The following is a 17,445-nucleotide window of genomic DNA, read 5'->3' as shown; positions in this document are numbered from 1 at the left end:
AACATTATTTTTTGATTATAAGTTGTACCTTCGCAGTCTAAATGTAATTAGTCTAAATAACTCAACGCATGAGCAAAGACAATCAGATTTTAGAGGAGTTTACTTCCAAAGAATATGAGCACGGTTGGTCAGTCAATTATGAAGCCGACGAAGCACCCATCGGATTAAATGAGGAAATCATCCGTTGGATATCCGCAAAAAAGGAAGAGCCTGAGTGGCTTCTCGAATGGAGATTAAAGGCTTTTAGAACTTGGAAATCCATGAATGAGCCTGAATGGGCCAATGTTCATTATCCAAAAGTGGATTTTCAGAAACTCCGATACTATTCCGCTCCAAAGCAGACCAAAAAACCGAAGTCTCTAGATGAAGTAGATCCGGAATTGCTTGCTATCTATGAGCGATTGGGTATTTCCCTAAACGAACAAAAAAGACTTCAAGGAATCGCAGTGGACGCTGTTTTGGATTCTGTTTCGGTTGCAACCACTTTCAAGGATACCTTAGGAAAGCTAGGCATTATCTTTTGCTCATTCAGTGAGGCCGTAAAGGAACACCCTGATTTGGTTAAAAAATACTTGGGTTCGGTGGTTCCCATGACTGACAACTATTATGCAGCTTTGAACTCTGCTGTTTTTTCTGATGGTTCATTCTGCTACATTCCAAAGGGGGTACGTTGCCCAATGGAACTTTCAACTTATTTCCGAATCAACGCAGCTAACACCGGTCAGTTTGAAAGAACCCTAATTGTTGCAGAAGAAGAATCTTATGTCTCCTACCTAGAAGGGTGTACTGCTCCTCAACGGGATGAAAATCAGCTTCACGCAGCTGTAGTGGAAATTTATGCTGCTGCCCATGCGGAAGTAAAATATTCTACAGTTCAAAACTGGTTCCCAGGGGATAAAGAAGGCAAAGGTGGTATTTACAACTTTGTAACCAAGCGAGGAATTTGTGCAGGAGATCACTCCAAAATTTCTTGGACTCAAGTGGAAACCGGTTCAGCAGTTACTTGGAAATATCCATCTTGTATTTTAAAAGGAGATCATTCAGTAGGTGAATTCTATTCTGTAGCTGTAACTAACAACATGCAGCAAGCTGATACTGGAACAAAAATGATCCATATCGGGAAGAACACTAAATCCCGGATTGTGTCAAAAGGTATTTCTGCAGGAAAATCACAAAACTCTTATAGAGGCCAAGTACAGGTAATGAAGCGTGCTACCAATGCACGAAATTTCTCTCAATGCGACTCCTTATTAATGGGTGATCGTTGCGGAGCACATACCTTCCCTTACATCGATATTCAAAATCCAACTGCCAAAGTAGAACACGAGGCCACCACTTCAAAGATTGGTGAAGATCAGATTTTCTACTGTAATCAGCGCGGTATTGATACAGAAGATGCAGTAGCTCTTATCGTAAATGGTTATGCGAAGGAAGTATTGAACCAATTACCGATGGAATTTGCTGTCGAAGCCCAAAAGCTATTGGCCTTGACGCTTGAAGGTTCTGTTGGATAATTTCACCTTATTAATAGAAGAAAAAGAAACAACAAACATATGCTGACGATAAAAAACTTGCATGCCTCCGTAGATGGCACCCCGATTCTCAGAGGGATTAATCTAGAAGTGAAAGCTGGTGAAGTCCATGCGATCATGGGACCAAACGGTTCCGGAAAATCCACCTTGGCTTCTGTTTTAGCAGGAAGAGAAGAATATGAGGTTACAGAAGGAGAAGTAATTTTCCAAGGAAAAGATTTGTTGGATATGGCTCCGGAAGATCGGGCAAGAGAAGGAGTTTTCTTAGCTTTTCAATACCCAGTTGAAATCCCTGGAGTTTCCTCTACCAACTTCCTTCGTACAGCTTTGAATCAAGTGCGGGAATACAGAGGACAGGAGCCTTTGGATGCAGTAAAATTTCTTTCCTTGATGAAAGAAAAAATGAAGCTCGTTGAAATTGATCAAAAACTATTGAGTCGATCTTTGAACGAAGGATTTTCCGGAGGAGAGAAAAAGCGTAACGAAATCTTCCAAATGGCCATGCTAGAGCCAACTCTTTCCATTTTGGATGAAACAGATTCAGGTTTGGATATCGATGCCCTACGTATCGTTTCGAATGGAGTGAATCAATTGAAATCTGACAAGAATGCTACAATCGTGGTTACTCACTATCAGCGATTGTTGGACTACATCGTTCCTGACTATGTACATGTACTTTATAAAGGTCGAATCGTAAAATCCGGGACTAAAGAACTGGCTCTAGAGCTTGAAGAAAAAGGATACGATTGGATCAAGGAAGAGGTAGATTCAGCAGCAGTTTAAACCAACAAAAGCATGAGTACCTTGACAACACAAGATACATTCGAAGCATTGCTGGAGTCAGCTCCTCAAAACTTTTCGGAATTGAGAGCCGCTGGAAAAGCAATTTATCATTCCTTAGGACTACCCGCAGCAAAAGAAGAGGAATACAAGTTCACGGCTATTACTAAAAAGCTGGAGAAAACGATTTCAGATTTTAGAGCTGCTTCTCCTTTTTCGATTTCTGAAAATCAGATCAAAGAATCCTTGTTCAAAGGTTTCGATGGTCATGTATTGGTTTTCTCAAATGGAAAGTTTTTGCCTGAACTTTCCCAATCAATAGAGGGAATTGAAATCAGCACACTTGACATTGAGGTAGCAGAAGTTGGTTCTATTGCCAAAGCGGAAAAGGATGTTTTTGCTGCACTTAATCAAGCGAGTTTCGCTGGTGGCATTTCAATCAAAGTTCCGAAAAAAGTTCAGGTCGAAAAGCCCATACTTTTACTTTCATTCAATCAAGCAAACGAGGGACAAGTGATAATTCCTCGTTACTGGATCGAGGTAGGTGATTTCGCAGAAGTAACCTTTATGGACCAAAGCATTGCCTTGGGTGAATCACCTTATTTCGTAAATAAAGTCGTGGAAGTGAAAGGCGGGATCAATTCCCAAATCAACTATTTCCGACTTCAAGATGAAGGGAACCAAGTCTTGGAGGTGAGCAATATCGAAACCGATGTGCAAGCTGACGCGCGATTTACATCTGTAAATATTTCAGTTTCCGGGGATATGGTCCGTAACAACCTTAGTTTGAATCTTCTTGGAAGCAACTGCGAAGGGAATATGTACGGCATTTATCTATTGAATGGAAAAAGCCATGTGGACAATCACACTAACGTGGATCACACCATTCCTCATGCCGAATCAAACGAGCTTTATAAAGGTATTTTCGACGGACAATCAAGAGGTGTTTTCAACGGAAAAATCTTCGTAAGACAGGATGCTCAAAAGACAAATGCCTTCCAGCAGAATAATAATGTTTTGCTTTCTGAGGATGCGATCGTCAATACCAAACCCCAATTGGAAATCTGGGCTGATGATGTAAAATGTTCTCATGGTTGTACCGTTGGCCAGTTGGATGAGGAAGCCTTATTCTATTTGCAGGCTAGAGGAATTGACAAAACCTTGGCTAAGGGACTTTTACTTTATGCCTTTGTGGGTGAAGTCTTAGAAAAGATTGAGGACGAAAGCTTCAAAAACCACGTGGTGGAGTTGATCCAAAAGCGACTTGGAAGCAAATTCTAAACCTTTTTCATGAGATTTGATATCAATGAAATTAGAGGCCTGTTCCCTGTGCTTCACCAGGAAGTACATGGCAGGCCTTTAATCTATTTTGACAATGCTGCAACGACCCAAAAACCAATAGGGGTCATTGAAGCATTGACCAACTATTATGAGTTAGACAACTCGAATATCCATCGTGGAGCCCATACCCTAGCTGATCGAGCAACACGCTATTATGAGGCAACCCGGGATGCTGTAAGGGATTTTATCAAAGCCAAAGAATCAGCTGAAATAATTTTCACCAAAGGGACCACAGAGAGCATCAATTTGGTAGCCAAAACCTTTGGGAAAAAATTCATTGGCAAAGACGATGAAATCCTCATTTCTACCATGGAGCATCATTCCAATATTGTTCCATGGCAAATGCTTTGCGAAGAAAAGGGTGCTAATTTAAAAGTCATTCCCATTTCTGATGAGGGAGAAATCATTTGGGAGGAATTTGAAAATTTACTTTCTCCAAGAACCAAACTAGTCAGCATTGTTCATGCTTCCAATGCACTTGGGACCATCAACCCAGTAGAAAAAATGATCGAAGCAGCCCATGCTGTAGGAGCAAAAGTTCTATTGGATGGGGCACAGTCGACTTCTCATTTGGAGATAGATGTTCAGGGATTGGATTGTGATTTTCTGGTATTTTCAGCCCATAAACTCTATGGACCAACTGGGCTTGGAGTACTTTATGGTAAACGTGAACTTTTAGAAGCAATGCCTCCATTTTTAGGAGGGGGTGAAATGATCAAGGAGGTGACTTTTGAAAAAACCACCTACAATGAAATCCCTTTCAAGTTTGAAGCTGGCACTCCTAACATTGCTGATGTAATTGCCTTTAAGGAAGCCTTAGCATTTATCAATTCATTGGGGAAAAGCCAGATCAAAAAGCATGAGGACGAGCTACTAGCCTATGCGAACGAGTTGACTAAAGACATTAAAGGATTTATTCCCGTGGGAACTGCTTCTAACAAGGTTTCCGTTCTATCCTTTACTATTAATGGAATGCACCCCTTTGATGTAGGACAAATGTTAGATGCGAGAGGAATTGCTGTAAGGACAGGTCATCATTGCACCCAACCCTTGATGCAGAGATTTGGAATCGAAGGAACTGTGCGGGCTAGTTTTGCTGTTTACAACACCAAAACAGAAATTGAGAATCTGGCAGAAGGAATTGCCAAAATCGCAAGAATTAAAAACAAATGAGCAGCATAACAGGCATTCAAGACGAAATTGTTTCAGAATTTGATATTCTAGGAGATGACCGTGAATCCACGATTTTCTACATCATGGAACTCGGCGGAAACTTACCAGATTTCCCCGCAGCTGAGCAAAAAGACGAAAACTTAATCAAAGGATGTCAGTCTAAGGTTTGGCTCATTGCAAATGAAGAGAACGGAAAAGTTCGATACTTGGCAGATTCCAACACTGATATTACCAAAGGTTTAATTTCATTATTGATCCGTGTTTTAGACAACCGTACCCCCGAGGAGATTCTTTCTGCAGACTTGAATTTCATCGAGCGGATTGGTATGGGCAACCTCATTGGAAGTCAACGGTCCAACGGTTTAGCTGCCATGATTAAACAAATGAAATTGTACGCCTTAGCCTTTCAAACCAAACTCAACGCCTGAGATGGAAAACGAAAATAAAAACGAACTGAAGCAAAAGGTTATACAGGCAATCAAACAGGTTTATGATCCTGAGATTCCTGTAGATGTTTATGAGCTTGGATTGATTTATGAAATCACGGTGTACCCCGTCAACAATGTCTATGTGTTAATGACACTTACCTCCCCTAATTGCCCTTCTGCCGAATTTATCCCTTCCGAGGTAAAGGATAAAATTCAGCAAATCCAAGGAGTCAATAACGTGGAAGTGGAAATAACTTTTGATCCGCCCTACTCTCAGGACATGATGTCTGAAGCGGCAAAACTTGAATTAGGATTTCTATAAAACTAAAATAATAACAGCTATGTACCCAGAAGATTTGATTGCTCCAATGAGAGCAGAACTTACCGACGTGGGCTTTGAGGAGTTCAGAACTGCCGAGCAGGTAGCTTCCCATCTTGGTCCAGATCATAAAGGAACCACGTTTGTAGTCATTAATTCCGTTTGCGGTTGTGCGGCTGGCGCAGCTCGTCCGGGCGTTCGATATGCCTTGGAGAACGCATCCAAGAAACCGACTACATTAGCCACAGTTTTCGCAGGAAACGACCGTGAAGCAGTTGCGAAAGTTCGGGAAATTGTACTTCCTTATCCCCCATCTTCGCCTGCAATGGCTATGTTTAAAGATGGCGAATTAGTCCACTTTATCGAGCGCCATCACATTGAAGGTAGAAATGCCAAAATGATCGGTGATCACTTGGTAGAAGTATTCGAGCATTTTTGCGAATAATTTAAGCCCTTCGGGGCTTTTTTATTTATTTGGCAAAAATTGAAAAATGCAGGATAAAATTTCAATCCTAAACACAAAACAATTGGAGGTTTTAGAATCTTCAATTTTCAGAAAAACGAGCCTGTATCCCTTTACCAAATATTCCTAAAGGAAATGTAAATATCCCTAAATAAAGTAGGGGATTTTATTAACTTAAGGGCAGTTTCTGAGTTTTTCTTATAAGCAATCCAAAATAAACTTATATGTCTGAATCTGTTAAGCTGTCCTACAATGGACAGGACTTTGAATTTCCGGTTACAGTCGGAACAGAAAATGAACCAGCAATTGATATTGCCAAACTTCGAAGTTCGACTGGTTTAATCACCCTTGATCCTGGCTACAAAAATACCGGGTCTACTACCAGTGCGATCACCTTTTTAGATGGAGAAAAAGGAATTCTTCGCTATAGAGGTTACCGTATCGAGGATCTTGCTGAAAAATCCACCTTTTTAGAGGTTGCCTACCTCTTGATTTATGGAGAGCTGCCTTCTCAAGCTGAATACGAAACATTTACCAAAGAGATCACTCACCACACCTTGGTGCATGAGGATATTAAAAAGATCCTAGATGGATTCCCATCCAATGCACATCCCATGGGTGTCTTGTCTTCTTTGATTTGTTCACTTTCAGCATTCTATCCGGATTCATTGAATCCAAACCGATCCCAAGAAGAGGTTAACCTTAGCATCATTCGTTTGATTGCAAAAATGCCAACTTTTGCAGCATGGGCTTTCAAAAACGAAATGGGCCATCCTGTAAATTATCCAGACAACACACTGGATTATTGCTCCAATTTCTTGAAAATGATGTTTGCTCTTCCTGCAGAAAAATATGATGTAGATCCTGTGGTAGCAAAAGCTTTGGATCAACTTCTTATCCTTCATGCAGACCATGAGCAAAACTGCTCTACTTCTACCGTTCGAATTGTAGGATCTTCTCAAGCATCTATTTATGCTTCGATTTCTGCAGGGATCAATGCACTTTGGGGACCGCTACATGGTGGAGCCAACCAATCCGTGATCGAAATGCTGGAAGCAATCAAAGCAGATGGTGGCGATGCTAAAAAGTATTTGGATAAGGCAAAAGACAAAAATGATCCATTCCGATTGATGGGCTTTGGACACAGAGTTTACAAAAACTTCGACCCAAGAGCACGGATCATTAAGAAGGCTGCAGACGATGTATTGAGCAAGCTGGGCGTAAACGATCCAATTTTGGACATTGCCAAAGAATTGGAGCATGCGGCTTTGAATGATCAATATTTCATCGATAGAAAATTATATCCAAACGTAGACTTCTACTCTGGAATCATTTACAGAGCATTGGGCATCCCTACGGACATGTTTACCGTAATGTTTGCATTAGGTCGACTTCCAGGATGGATTGCACAGTGGAAAGAAATGCGTGAAAACGGAGAGCCAATCGGACGACCTCGTCAAGTATATGTTGGTGCCAACGAGCGTGATTATGTTTCCATGAATAAGCGCTAATCATTATTTGATTCATATCAAAGACCAACCCAAAAGGTTGGTCTTTTTTATACAGTATCTTTGGACAAATTAACCCAACAAAATACCTTAAATGAAAGCGAATACCCTTGAGGAAGCGGTAGCCCTCACCAAAAAATTCACAAGCAGACCTAGTAATGAAGAATTGTTAAAGCTATATGGCTTATACAAACAGGCGACAGAAGGTGACAATGAAACTGAACGGCCTGGTGGATTTGATTTTAAGGCGGCTGCCAAATACAATGCCTGGCTGAATTTGAAAGGTTTATCCAAAGAAGAAGCTGCCAACCAATATTTGGAATTGGTAAATAAACTCGCTGCAAATCACATATAAAAAAACAGCCGGCAAATCGAATTGCAGGCTATTTTTTTAAATACAATTTTTTTCATTTTCCAGATGATTGATCTATTCACACGCTATTATAAGTTTTCAAAGAAAGATATAAACAATCAACCCTTACTTTTCTTACTAAACCGCTCTGCTAAAATTGACCCTAAAATGAGTTGCTGGAAATGATACAGCATAACCGGTAGTAAAATCAGACCCAATAAAGCTGGATCAGGAAAAATCACTTTTCCAATCACCACACCATGGACTAAGGATTTCTTGGAACCACAAAAAAGAGCGGTAATTCGGTCTGCCAAGGAAAAACCTAAAAATTGAGTCACTATTGAAATAGATAGCCACACCAAAATAAAAACACCTAACATGGTTAAGGCAATTTGAATAAGCGTACCAAAGGAATAGGGTGAAAATACTTTTTGATAAAACGAGTCAGAAAAACCTGTAAACACAATCAGCATAATCACCGTCTGATCTAAATATTTCAACTTAGACAAATGTCTTTTGATCAAGGGAAAAATTATCCCATGCAAGGAAATCCCCAAAACAACAGGAAGGATAACCTTGATGGTTAGATCAAGAAATGTAGGCCAAAAATCCACTTGCCCCTGCCCCATTCCTTCTGCCAAGATCCCCATCCAAGCGGGTGTAATCACCACACCAAGCAAGCTGGAAACACTGGCATTAAAAATCGCTGCAGGTATATTTCCACCAGCAATATTTACCATCACCACAGATGCACTAACCGTTGATGGTAAGGCTGATAAATAACTGATTCCTAATTTAAAATCTTCATCAATCCAAGGTAAAAATTGAAGTAATAAAAGCATTAATACCGGAAAAATCAGAAAGGTGAAAGCCTGAATGAGTAGATGAAGTTTCCAGTTTGAAAGACCCGAATTCAATTGTTGAGGGTCAAGTTTCACTCCATAAAAAAAGAAGACTAAAGCAATTCCGCCGTTGATAAAGGGCTTCCAAGAAATCGGACCTTGGGATTGCCCAACTTCAGGAAAAAGCCAAGCCAATCCAATAGCAATTACCAAACCCAGCAAGAATCCATTAAAGCCGATTTTTTGAAGAAAAGAGCGGATCGTACTCATCAATGCTTTTCCAATCTTTTGAGATTATCACATAGAATTGCCGTTGCAATCGCAACATTGAGCGACTCGGCCTGACCAAATGAAGGGATTGCTAGCTTTTGGGTAACCAAACTTTCAATTTCTTTAGATACCCCATTTGACTCATTTCCCATCACCAAGACCCCAGCTTTTATTTCTTGGAATCCATGTATATTCTCGCCATCCATAAAAGCCCCATAGATTGGCCCCTCGTAGTTTTTGATCCAGGAAAATAAATCTCCATAGCTAAAATCCACTCTGCAAAAAGAGCCCATACTTGCTTGGATGACTTTGGGATTATAAAAATCGGCCGTTTGGTTTGAAAAGAATAATTTTCGAATCCCATACCAATCTGCTATACGGATAATTGTACCCAAGTTTCCAGGATCCCGAACATCATCCAAAGCTACTACCCAATCGCCTTTCTCAGGAATAATGGGCAGATTCTCTTTCATTTTTACCAAGGCCAATGCCATGTCGTTACTTTGGTAGAAGCCCATGGCTTCCAATTGTTTTTGAGAAGCTTCTTGAATTTCCAGATTCATTCTAGAAAGCATTCCTTCATGTTTTTCCAAAAATTGGGTTGTTGCAAAAAGAGTCTCAACCAAAAAATTTGAATGAAGCACTTCCAATACACTTTTTTCACCCTCCACGAAGAAGCGCTGAGAAGAAATTCGGTATTTCTTTTGATGTAAGGATTTTATAAACTTAACTGTATTTTTGCTAAGCATTCCGTTCGATTTATCCGTCTTGAGGTTCACCAAATATATACTTTTTCTTTCGCTGCTTGGATTCATTCAGGCCTGTTCATTGACTAAAAATCTGAAGGAAGGAGAGTATGCACTTTTTGAAAATGAATTAAGTGGAGTTGAAAAAGCGGATGAAGAGGCTCTAGCTGGATTGATCCAACCGGAAACTAATTTTAGAATTCCTTTATTGAATGTTTCCCCGGGTGTCACTATTTACCGAGTGGGGAAATCATTTTTTGACAGTGCTCGGGTCGCCCGAAAAATCAGTGAGAAGGAACAAGAACTTGAGGAAATCAAAATTCAGCTCGATTCCTTGGGAGATGACCGCAAACTTTTGAAAAAACGTGATAAAGCCGAGTCACGAATTGAATCCTTAAATCATAAAGCAGAATTCGGAAATGGACTCATGAGGACTGGTAACCCAGTTGCTTTACTGGATTCTTCACTTATAGATCGCTCGGTAAAAAACATGTCAGGTTACCTTCAGAACAATGGTTTTTTTGATTCTAGCCTAGGATTTGAGGTAGAAACCAAAGGAAAAAAAGCCTACATAACCTACCAGGTGAAAGAAGGACCCCCTTATTTGATAGATTCCATCTATACCCGTACAGACAACGAGGAAATCCGAAAACTCCTCAATCAACAAGCTTCCAAAAGTTTTTTGAAAACCGGAAATTTCTACGCACAAGACGATATCATCGCTGAAAGAAACCGGATTGAAGAAATGCTTAAAAACAATGGTTTCTACATGTTTTCAAAGAGCTACCTGGAGTATTTTGTCTACACAGATTCCGTAGGAAAAAAGGTACAGGTCGAACAGCGAGTTCAGAAACCCACTTTTGCAGACAAACACAATATCTACACGGTTGACAAAATAAATTTTCGGGTCAACCCTCCTTCTGATGAATTTGCAGATCGCCAAGTCAACCGTGAATTACATGGAATCGATTTCAATTTCTACCGAGATCGCTATTCTGAAAAAATACTAGCCTCTCGAGTGCTGTTTGATAAAAGCTCCAAATACAACCGGAATATTGTTATTGAAAGCCAGAAACAGCTTAGCAATTTGGACTTGTTTCGATTTGTAAACATCACTTTTGATACACTTGGCACATCGCTCACCGCAAACATTTTTACCCAGCCGGCCCAGAAATATCAATTAACTAATCAGGTTGGCTTAAGTATTACTGAACAGCTACCAGGGCCGTTTTTCAGTACTTCTCTACGAAACAGAAATTTTTTCCGAGGTGGAGAAATCCTCGAGTTTAATTTCAGAGCCGGCTTGGAGGGGGTTGCATCTGCTACGAATCAGGGAGTTTATCAAAGCCGCGAACTTGGTGTTTCAGGCTCTGTTATTTTCCCCCGCTTCTTAATTCCATTTTGGACTAGCTCTCTTGAAAAATTCGGAAAATATAATCCGAACACCCGAACTCAAATCGGATATAATTACACCAATCGACCAGAATATACCCGAAGCGGTTTTAACGGTCTCTTATCCTATACTTGGGCGACCTTGAACAATCGACAGCAATTTACCCTAAATCTGGCCGATATTAACTTTATTCGAACACCACGGGTCACGCCAGAATTTAGACAAATTCTAGAGGATTTATTTGACCAAGGTAACAACTTAGTTTGGTCCTTTCTTCCTTCCTTCGTGAGCAGCATTTCCGGTCAATCCATAATCAATTTCAATCGATACGGGGATTTCCAAAGCAAGCCCTCCTCCTTACTCCGTCTTTTCGGAGAAAGTGGTGGTACTCTTCTCAATTTTACTAATACTAGAGGAAACAACGAGAATACTGAAATTGCCAATTTCCAGTGGTTAAAATTCCAAGCTGACTTTAGGAGGTATTATCCGATTGATAGAAAACAAACATTCGCCTATCGAATGAATTTTGGAATTGCTCAACCCTATGGGGTCAGTAACGGGATTTTACCCTATGAAAAATACTTCTTTGCTGGCGGGGGAACTAGTATTCGTGCTTGGCAAGCCAGACGATTGGGGCCCGGTAGCTATAAGCCAAACCAGGGTGAAGGAGGACGGTATGACTACCCGATTGAACAACCCGCAGAAATGATTATTGAATCCATGTTGGAATACCGACGCAAATTGTATGGATACTTTGACATGGCTCTTTTTGTTGATATTGGAAACTCCTGGGTAATCGGCCCCGACCAAACCCGTCCTGGAGCAGATTTTCGATTTGATCGTTTTTACAAGGAACTGGCTGTTGGTACTGGTATAGGATTACGGATGGATTTTGATTTTTTGGTCATTCGTTTGGACCTAGCTACGAAAGCTATAGATCCTGCCGAACCTGATGGGGAACGCTGGGTTTTGGACAATATTTCTTTCAGAAGTCCTTTCGGAATCAAAGGTCAAACTGTATTGAATTTTGGGATTGGATATCCATTTTAAATTGGACATGGCACGAAAAACGAAAGAGGAAATAGCAACTATCTATCAGCAAATGCAGGACTATATCTGCACAGAACTGGAAAAATTTGATGGGCAAGGAAAATTTAAAGAGGACCGCTGGGAACGAAGTGAAGGAGGCGGGGGTCGAACCCGTATCTTTCAAAACGGAGCGATTATCGAAAAGGGAGGTGTAGCATTCTCTGCTGTTCATGGCCCAACCCCTGAAAAAATCCTCAAAAAACTGGGATTGGAAAAGGCCAATTTCTTTGCAACAGGAGTATCCATTGTTTTGCATCCCAAAAGCCCCATGGTCCCCATCATTCATATGAATATTCGATACTTCGAAATGGAAAATGGAGTCTATTGGTTTGGTGGAGGAATAGATCTTACCCCCCACTACATCGTTCCTGAGGATGCTCGATATTTTCATCACCGGGTAAAAGAGACATGTGATGAATTTGATACAGCCTATTATCCAAAATTTAAAGCTTGGGCAGACGAATACTTTTACTTAAAGCACCGAAAAGAAACCCGGGGTGTAGGTGGGATATTTTATGATAGACTTACCGGAAAAGACGAGGTTGAGTTTGAAAACATCCTCCAATTCAGCTTAGCAATTGGCCGCTTATTCCCAGAGGTATATGGCCACTTCATGAAGAAAAATTCAAAAATACCTTATGGCTCCAAAGAAAAAGCATGGCAAAACCTAAGAAGAGGTCGCTATGTGGAATTCAACTTAGTTTGGGATGCAGGAACAAAATTTGGTTTAGACACCAATGGCCGTACCGAAAGTATTCTGATGAGCATGCCTCCTCAAGCGGAGTGGACCTACATGTACCAAGAGGAACCTGGAAGTGAAGAAGAATTCACACTCAGAAATCTTAAGAAAAATGTGGACTGGTTAAATTTTGGGCTATGATGGAAACCCTTATCCATTGGGATGAACAACTTTTTCTTTTTCTGAACTCCCACCATTGGGACTGGTTTGACCCGATTGTCAATCAATCAACGAAAACCATAACTTGGGTCCCTCTTTTCGGATTTTTAATTTTTAAAATCTACAAATCCGACCCAAAAAACAGTTGGTGGGTATTTGGTGGAGTTGCATTGACCATTCTACTGGCAGATCAAACCACTTCAGGATTGATGAAACCTTATTTCGAGCGTCTTCGTCCTTGCCATGATCCTCGGTGGGATGGACTGATCCACACCTACGAACGTTGTGGGGGACTCTATGGATTTGCTTCTTCGCATGCCGCTAATACCTTTGGGATGACGGTTTTCCTCATTTTAAAGCTAAAAGGAAAACTAAAAGGCATGGGTTGGCTTTTCCTTTATGCCATTTTTGTTAGCTATACGAGAATTTATTTAGGCGTTCATTATCCGCTCGATTTGCTCGTAGGGGGGCTCGTTGGGGTTTTAGCTGCTTTAATTTCCTGGTTTCTAATTGTTTTTGTAAAAAGAGAACTCGTAAAAAATATACTTCGATAAAAAAGAACGATAGTATCGAAGATAATTTACCATTTTTGGAAAATTCCCTGAATTCAATTTAACTTCGTGTCTTATCACCAAAATAGAAACGACTATGAAGAAATTTAAATCCATCCTATCCCTTGTATTTGCACTAAGTTTTCTAAGTGCAGTCACTTTTACTTCTTGTGGAGGTAAAAAAGAAGAAGCTCAGGAAACAGAAACTGAACAAAGTAGTGAGCACCCATCTGAACATCCTTCGGATAGTAGCGAGCATCCTTCTGAGCATCCATCAGAAGGTAGTGACAGCACTAGCGGTGGCTCAGAACATCCATCAAATTAATATCGGAAACAGGCTCAAATTGAGCCTGTTTTTTTTGAATTCAACTTTTTGACTTCCTCAAAAAAGAGAAACTAGATACAGCTTTCACTTCTTTTCCATCAATTTCTAAATATGGGAAAGCGATAAAATTCAAAGGGCCTGATTCAGGACTTGGATCAACCACCAAATCTCTACCTCTACTTAATTCTATTCGATTGGCAGGATGTCTTCCAAAATAATAGGTTGCTAAAGCAGTATATTTATTTGCTTCTGAAATATCCACAGGCCACCATTTGCCATCCGCGTAAAATTCTGCCCAACAATGATAGCCATCTATCCCTCCTTCATCCCGATCCGACGGGATTGAAGCTCCAATGGCAAATCGAGCAGGAATTCCCACAGATCGGGCTAATGAAATGAAAAAGGAATGAAATTCAGAACAATTCCCTGTTTTTGAATCACAGGCATAATTTGAATCTCCTCTGCCATAATCTCCGAATTTCATGTACCGCATATTATCGATGATATAATCGTAAAGAGCTCTTGCTTGAATCAATTTTGAATCGTTGATTTTAGAACCCAAAACTTCCATCGCAATTTCTTCAAACCTTCCACCGGTAGGCATCAGACGATTGGAGGCCAAATACAATTCAGGATTAGGTTCGGGAGCTTCATAAGGTCCTTTTTCTTTCCGCTCTACTGAATAGGAAAGAAAAATCTCTTTACCCGAATCAATTGGATCCAATTCCATGTATACCAATTGATTCCCAAAATCCCGATCTTCTAATTCCTGAACTTCCCCCGCTAATTTCATTTCCAAAACCTCAACTTTTTGATAATGATCCGAAGCAGCCACTGGAATCCAAATCTTAGCTTTAGAGGAAAGTGGAGGGACTTGAACTCGATAATAAAATTCAAACGAATCAACACCTTCTACAATTCCTAACAACTGATTGGATGATTCCTCCAAAGGCACCCGATACCAGGTTTTATCCTCCTTATTTTGCTTCCATGAATAAAAGGGTTTGCCATTCAACTTGTGTACGGTTGTTTGGGTCACAGTCATTTCCCCAGGTTTTCCTTCCATAAAAAAGTCAACATCAAAGACTTCCCCACTCTCGTCTACCAGATCCACACAAGCAAAATGTCGGTCAGGTCCCAAATTAGAGAGGTATTCGGTATGAACGCGAACCAACTTCATTTTGAGATCATGTGCTTCATCTTTTACCGGGAATATTCCTCCATTGGCTTCTGTCTCTTTTTCTATGTAGGCTTTTATACCTGCTTCTATTTCAGCGATGGATACTTTTTCAGCGATTGGAGGAGTTTCTGTTTTTTTCACATCTGTTCCCTGACAGGAAGTCATCCAAACCAAGGAAAAGACAAAAACCAATCTCAAAAGATTGGTAAAAGAATAAGTTCGGGTATTAGGCTTGTTTAAATTCATTCGATAAAAATAACTGAAATTCCACAAAGCTTCGAAAAAGGTTAGGTTCCCTACGTATTTAAAGATTGTAGGATATCAGAATAGCAATTGCTTCGAAAGGAATTTGGAAGCGATCTTCAATTCCCGAAAAGTATATCGTTTTTTATCCCGATGAGTCCCCATCCGTTGAATGATGTTTTGCAGAGAATCCAATACTTCAAGGGTATGAGGTCCCTTATTGATCATAATGCATTCAGCCATAGCAGCCTGAGAAGCATCTGTAATTTCAGCACGGGTTGCCAAACCTGATTTATGAAGTGTTTCCATCACTTGGGTCGCCCAAATAACCGGAACATGCCCTGCCTCACAGATCCAAAGAATCTCATCCTGTACTTCACTCAAACGCTCAAATCCAACCTCCACAGCCAAATCACCCCGCGCGATCATTACTCCAAAAAAGGGATTTTTCATTCCTTCAAAAAGCAAGGCTGGTAAATTCCGGACAGCCAAAGAAGTTTCTATTTTCAGTATCACAGAAGGGACCTTTTCTCCATGATTTTTCATTTCCTGCATGAGATTGGCTATGTCCTTTGGCCTGTTTACAAATGAATATCCAATTAAATCCGCATGGGTTACCGCAAAAGGCAATACATTCAAATCATATTCAGTAAGCGGGTTGATTTTGATTTTTGAATCAGGAAAATTGATTCCTTTTTCAGGTTTAAGGTTTGGCTTCTTTTTGACGATCCTCAAAATCCGGACACCCACTAATCCCTCTCCTGCTATTTTTTCGATGAAGCCCTGAATTTTGCCATCATCTATAAATACCCTATCTCCTGTTTTTAAAAATTTCAAAACTTCCAATTCGGTAGGGCTGATTACCAAGTCTTTTTTTTCATCTACCCCCTCATAGCTTGAGCCTAGATAAATTAATTGACCTTCTTTTATCGGAATCTGCTCTAATTTCTGCTGCTTTCCGATAAACTTGGTTCTGATTTTTGGCCCGGCCAAATCCATGTAAATTCTACAGCTTTTTTTACTTATGACCTCTGTCTTCCTTATGAGTTCAAGAATTTCCCTCCATTCCTTTTCTGATTCATGTGCCAAATTAATTCTGGCTACAGTCATTCCTGCCTTCATTAATTCAGCGATAAACGCTGCCGAAGTGGCTACAGAACTATCTAGAGTAACCATGATGGAAGGTTGATGGGGATGCTCAGAAGCAAAAAGCTGGGAAACATTTTCAGATAAAATTTCCCTGGATACTTGATAATTACAAGTAGCAAAATCCTTTTCCTCCAAGGAGACTCCTAATCGTTTTTGGATTGCCTGAACTTGATGCCTAATATGGCTTTCGGAGTTAGAAAGTGCTGATAAGCCTGCATTATGAAGACGTAGCTGAAGATCACGCCGATCAGCTCGTCGAAGCGTGAGGTAGTGAATCAGATTCTTCCAGGAATTATATTGGCGCGATTGGATATTTGCTGAACAAACCTTCCTTCGCTCCACTTCCTCTACCATTTCTTTCTCCAAAGTAGATAGCTCTAAGCGAAGCAAATCCAAATCAGTTTCCATAAGAATTCAAAGGGTTTAGGCTCCAATTTGATCAAGGGCGCGCTGTAATTTCTCCCCTACTTCATCAGCTAGCGGTTCAATTGCTGGATTATTCACTGCAGCCATGGCCGCTCCCGGATTCATGATTGCTACCTCAAATTCTCCGGATTCCAATTGTCGAATTGTAACATTACAAGGTAAAAGCACACCGATGTGAGGTTCAGCACTCAATACTTTGTCCGCAAAAACAGGATTGCAAGCACCTAAAATCAAATACGGTGCATAATCCTTATCAAGCTTCTTCTTCATCGTAGCTTGCACATCAATTTCTGTTAAAACCCCAAAACCCTCAGATTTAAGTGCAGCTTCTACTTTTCCTCGAAGGTCCTCCAAAGAGTTTGACTTAATGGTTTTAGATTGAAAATAGCTCATAGTCTAGGTGTTTGATTGATTTTGAATTTAGGATTTAGAATGCA

At 40.4% G+C, this 17,445-nt stretch carries 18 protein-coding genes; 13 read left to right on the top strand and 5 right to left on the bottom strand.

Features of this window, described 5'->3' with window-relative positions:
• Positions 1 to 68 precede the first annotated feature (68 nt).
• From sufB to HWE15_RS14055, 9 genes are all read left to right on the top strand, one after another.
• Positions 69 to 1,514 carry a Fe-S cluster assembly protein SufB gene (gene sufB, locus HWE15_RS14095; RefSeq protein ID WP_290508185.1) on the top strand — a complete coding sequence of 482 codons (1,446 nt, stop codon included), beginning with the start codon at positions 69 to 71 and terminating at the stop codon, positions 1,512 to 1,514.
• 39 nt (positions 1,515 to 1,553) lie between these two features.
• Positions 1,554 to 2,315 carry a Fe-S cluster assembly ATPase SufC gene (gene sufC / locus HWE15_RS14090; protein WP_290508184.1) on the top strand — a complete coding sequence of 254 codons (762 nt, stop codon included), beginning with the start codon at positions 1,554 to 1,556 and terminating at the stop codon, positions 2,313 to 2,315.
• A 12-nt stretch (positions 2,316 to 2,327) separates the two neighbouring features.
• The gene (gene sufD, locus HWE15_RS14085; protein WP_290508183.1) at positions 2,328 to 3,593 is read left to right on the top strand and encodes a Fe-S cluster assembly protein SufD; all 1,266 of its coding nucleotides are present in this window, start codon (positions 2,328 to 2,330) and stop codon (positions 3,591 to 3,593) included.
• Between the two features lie 9 nt (positions 3,594 to 3,602).
• Positions 3,603 to 4,826 carry a cysteine desulfurase gene (locus HWE15_RS14080; protein WP_290508182.1) on the top strand — a complete coding sequence of 408 codons (1,224 nt, stop codon included), beginning with the start codon at positions 3,603 to 3,605 and terminating at the stop codon, positions 4,824 to 4,826.
• Complete coding sequence (locus HWE15_RS14075; RefSeq protein WP_290508181.1) at positions 4,823 to 5,254, top strand: SufE family protein; 432 nt, start codon at positions 4,823 to 4,825, stop codon at positions 5,252 to 5,254. Before HWE15_RS14080 ends, HWE15_RS14075 begins: the two co-directional genes overlap by 4 nt.
• Position 5,255: 1 nt before the next feature.
• The gene (locus HWE15_RS14070) at positions 5,256 to 5,576 is read left to right on the top strand and encodes an SUF system Fe-S cluster assembly protein (protein WP_290508180.1); all 321 of its coding nucleotides are present in this window, start codon (positions 5,256 to 5,258) and stop codon (positions 5,574 to 5,576) included.
• 19 nt (positions 5,577 to 5,595) lie between these two features.
• Complete coding sequence (locus tag HWE15_RS14065) at positions 5,596 to 6,018, top strand: BrxA/BrxB family bacilliredoxin (RefSeq protein ID WP_290508179.1); 423 nt, start codon at positions 5,596 to 5,598, stop codon at positions 6,016 to 6,018.
• 242 nt (positions 6,019 to 6,260) lie between these two features.
• Positions 6,261 to 7,547 carry a citrate synthase gene (locus HWE15_RS14060; protein ID WP_290508178.1) on the top strand — a complete coding sequence of 429 codons (1,287 nt, stop codon included), beginning with the start codon at positions 6,261 to 6,263 and terminating at the stop codon, positions 7,545 to 7,547.
• A gap of 91 nt (positions 7,548 to 7,638) precedes the next feature.
• Positions 7,639 to 7,899, top strand: a complete 261-nt coding sequence (locus HWE15_RS14055) for an acyl-CoA-binding protein (protein WP_290508177.1) — start codon at positions 7,639 to 7,641, stop codon at positions 7,897 to 7,899.
• Between the two features lie 116 nt (positions 7,900 to 8,015).
• Here HWE15_RS14055 and HWE15_RS14050 read toward each other — a convergent pair whose 3' ends face one another.
• Together HWE15_RS14050 and HWE15_RS14045 are read right to left on the bottom strand one after the other, a co-directional pair.
• On the bottom strand, positions 8,016 to 9,008 hold the full coding sequence (locus tag HWE15_RS14050; RefSeq protein ID WP_290508176.1) for a bile acid:sodium symporter family protein: 993 nt from the start codon (positions 9,006 to 9,008) through the stop codon (positions 8,016 to 8,018).
• Positions 9,008 to 9,757 (bottom strand): RNA methyltransferase, encoded by a 750-nt coding sequence (locus HWE15_RS14045; protein ID WP_290508175.1) that lies wholly within the window; start codon positions 9,755 to 9,757, stop codon positions 9,008 to 9,010. Before HWE15_RS14045 ends, HWE15_RS14050 begins: the two co-directional genes overlap by 1 nt.
• A gap of 19 nt (positions 9,758 to 9,776) precedes the next feature.
• On the opposite strand from HWE15_RS14045, the gene HWE15_RS14040 reads away from it, so the two are divergent.
• The 4 genes from HWE15_RS14040 (at position 9,777) to HWE15_RS14025 (ending at position 14,010) form a co-directional block, all read left to right on the top strand.
• Entirely contained in the window at positions 9,777 to 12,197 is a 2,421-nt protein-coding gene (locus HWE15_RS14040; protein ID WP_290508174.1) for a BamA/TamA family outer membrane protein, read from the top strand.
• Positions 12,198 to 12,204: 7 nt separating this feature from the next.
• Complete coding sequence (gene hemF, locus HWE15_RS14035; RefSeq protein ID WP_290508173.1) at positions 12,205 to 13,116, top strand: oxygen-dependent coproporphyrinogen oxidase; 912 nt, start codon at positions 12,205 to 12,207, stop codon at positions 13,114 to 13,116.
• Positions 13,113 to 13,688, top strand: coding sequence for a phosphatase PAP2 family protein (locus HWE15_RS14030; protein ID WP_290508172.1), 576 nt, complete (start codon positions 13,113 to 13,115; stop codon positions 13,686 to 13,688). The genes hemF and HWE15_RS14030 overlap by 4 nt, the downstream gene beginning before the upstream one ends.
• Before the next feature lie 94 nt (positions 13,689 to 13,782).
• Positions 13,783 to 14,010: a hypothetical protein gene (locus HWE15_RS14025; RefSeq protein WP_290508171.1), complete on the top strand. Its 228-nt coding sequence runs from the start codon at positions 13,783 to 13,785 to the stop codon at positions 14,008 to 14,010.
• Between the two features lie 40 nt (positions 14,011 to 14,050).
• Here the strand turns inward: HWE15_RS14025 and HWE15_RS14020 are convergent, their stop codons facing one another.
• The 3 genes from HWE15_RS14020 to HWE15_RS14010 all read right to left on the bottom strand — a co-directional run bounded on the left by HWE15_RS14020 (position 14,051) and on the right by HWE15_RS14010 (position 17,401).
• The gene (locus tag HWE15_RS14020) at positions 14,051 to 15,436 is read right to left on the bottom strand and encodes a transglutaminase-like domain-containing protein (protein WP_367204014.1); all 1,386 of its coding nucleotides are present in this window, start codon (positions 15,434 to 15,436) and stop codon (positions 14,051 to 14,053) included.
• Positions 15,437 to 15,511: 75 nt separating this feature from the next.
• Positions 15,512 to 16,990 (bottom strand): pyruvate kinase, encoded by a 1,479-nt coding sequence (locus HWE15_RS14015; protein WP_290508170.1) that lies wholly within the window; start codon positions 16,988 to 16,990, stop codon positions 15,512 to 15,514.
• A 15-nt stretch (positions 16,991 to 17,005) separates the two neighbouring features.
• Positions 17,006 to 17,401, bottom strand: coding sequence for a DUF302 domain-containing protein (locus HWE15_RS14010; RefSeq protein ID WP_290508169.1), 396 nt, complete (start codon positions 17,399 to 17,401; stop codon positions 17,006 to 17,008).
• Positions 17,402 to 17,445 lie beyond the last annotated feature (44 nt).

Origin of the sequence: Algoriphagus sp., assembly GCF_013373065.1 — a bacterium.
In the GTDB taxonomy this organism is placed as follows: Bacteria; Bacteroidota; Bacteroidia; order Cytophagales; family Cyclobacteriaceae; genus Algoriphagus.
The sequence above is the reverse complement of the archived record's forward strand: the minus strand, read 5'-3'. Positions and strand labels throughout refer to the sequence as shown.

Bases quoted from the DNA above. Each gene is read 5' to 3' on its own strand.
- sufB (WP_290508185.1), top strand. From the start codon at position 69: ATGAGCAAAGACAATCAGATTTTAGAGGAGTTTACTTCCAAAGAATAT.
- sufC (WP_290508184.1), top strand. From the start codon at position 1,554: ATGCTGACGATAAAAAACTTGCATGCCTCCGTAGATGGCACCCCGATT.
- sufD (WP_290508183.1), top strand. From the start codon at position 2,328: ATGAGTACCTTGACAACACAAGATACATTCGAAGCATTGCTGGAGTCA.
- HWE15_RS14080 (WP_290508182.1), top strand. From the start codon at position 3,603: ATGAGATTTGATATCAATGAAATTAGAGGCCTGTTCCCTGTGCTTCAC.
- HWE15_RS14075 (WP_290508181.1), top strand. From the start codon at position 4,823: ATGAGCAGCATAACAGGCATTCAAGACGAAATTGTTTCAGAATTTGAT.
- HWE15_RS14070 (WP_290508180.1), top strand. From the start codon at position 5,256: ATGGAAAACGAAAATAAAAACGAACTGAAGCAAAAGGTTATACAGGCA.
- HWE15_RS14065 (WP_290508179.1), top strand. From the start codon at position 5,596: ATGTACCCAGAAGATTTGATTGCTCCAATGAGAGCAGAACTTACCGAC.
- HWE15_RS14060 (WP_290508178.1), top strand. From the start codon at position 6,261: ATGTCTGAATCTGTTAAGCTGTCCTACAATGGACAGGACTTTGAATTT.
- HWE15_RS14055 (WP_290508177.1), top strand. From the start codon at position 7,639: ATGAAAGCGAATACCCTTGAGGAAGCGGTAGCCCTCACCAAAAAATTC.
- HWE15_RS14050 (WP_290508176.1), bottom strand. From the start codon at position 9,008: ATGAGTACGATCCGCTCTTTTCTTCAAAAAATCGGCTTTAATGGATTC.
- HWE15_RS14045 (WP_290508175.1), bottom strand. From the start codon at position 9,757: ATGCTTAGCAAAAATACAGTTAAGTTTATAAAATCCTTACATCAAAAG.
- hemF (WP_290508173.1), top strand. From the start codon at position 12,205: ATGGCACGAAAAACGAAAGAGGAAATAGCAACTATCTATCAGCAAATG.
- HWE15_RS14030 (WP_290508172.1), top strand. From the start codon at position 13,113: ATGATGGAAACCCTTATCCATTGGGATGAACAACTTTTTCTTTTTCTG.
- HWE15_RS14025 (WP_290508171.1), top strand. From the start codon at position 13,783: ATGAAGAAATTTAAATCCATCCTATCCCTTGTATTTGCACTAAGTTTT.
- HWE15_RS14020 (WP_367204014.1), bottom strand. From the start codon at position 15,436: ATGAATTTAAACAAGCCTAATACCCGAACTTATTCTTTTACCAATCTT.
- HWE15_RS14015 (WP_290508170.1), bottom strand. From the start codon at position 16,990: ATGGAAACTGATTTGGATTTGCTTCGCTTAGAGCTATCTACTTTGGAG.
- HWE15_RS14010 (WP_290508169.1), bottom strand. From the start codon at position 17,401: ATGAGCTATTTTCAATCTAAAACCATTAAGTCAAACTCTTTGGAGGAC.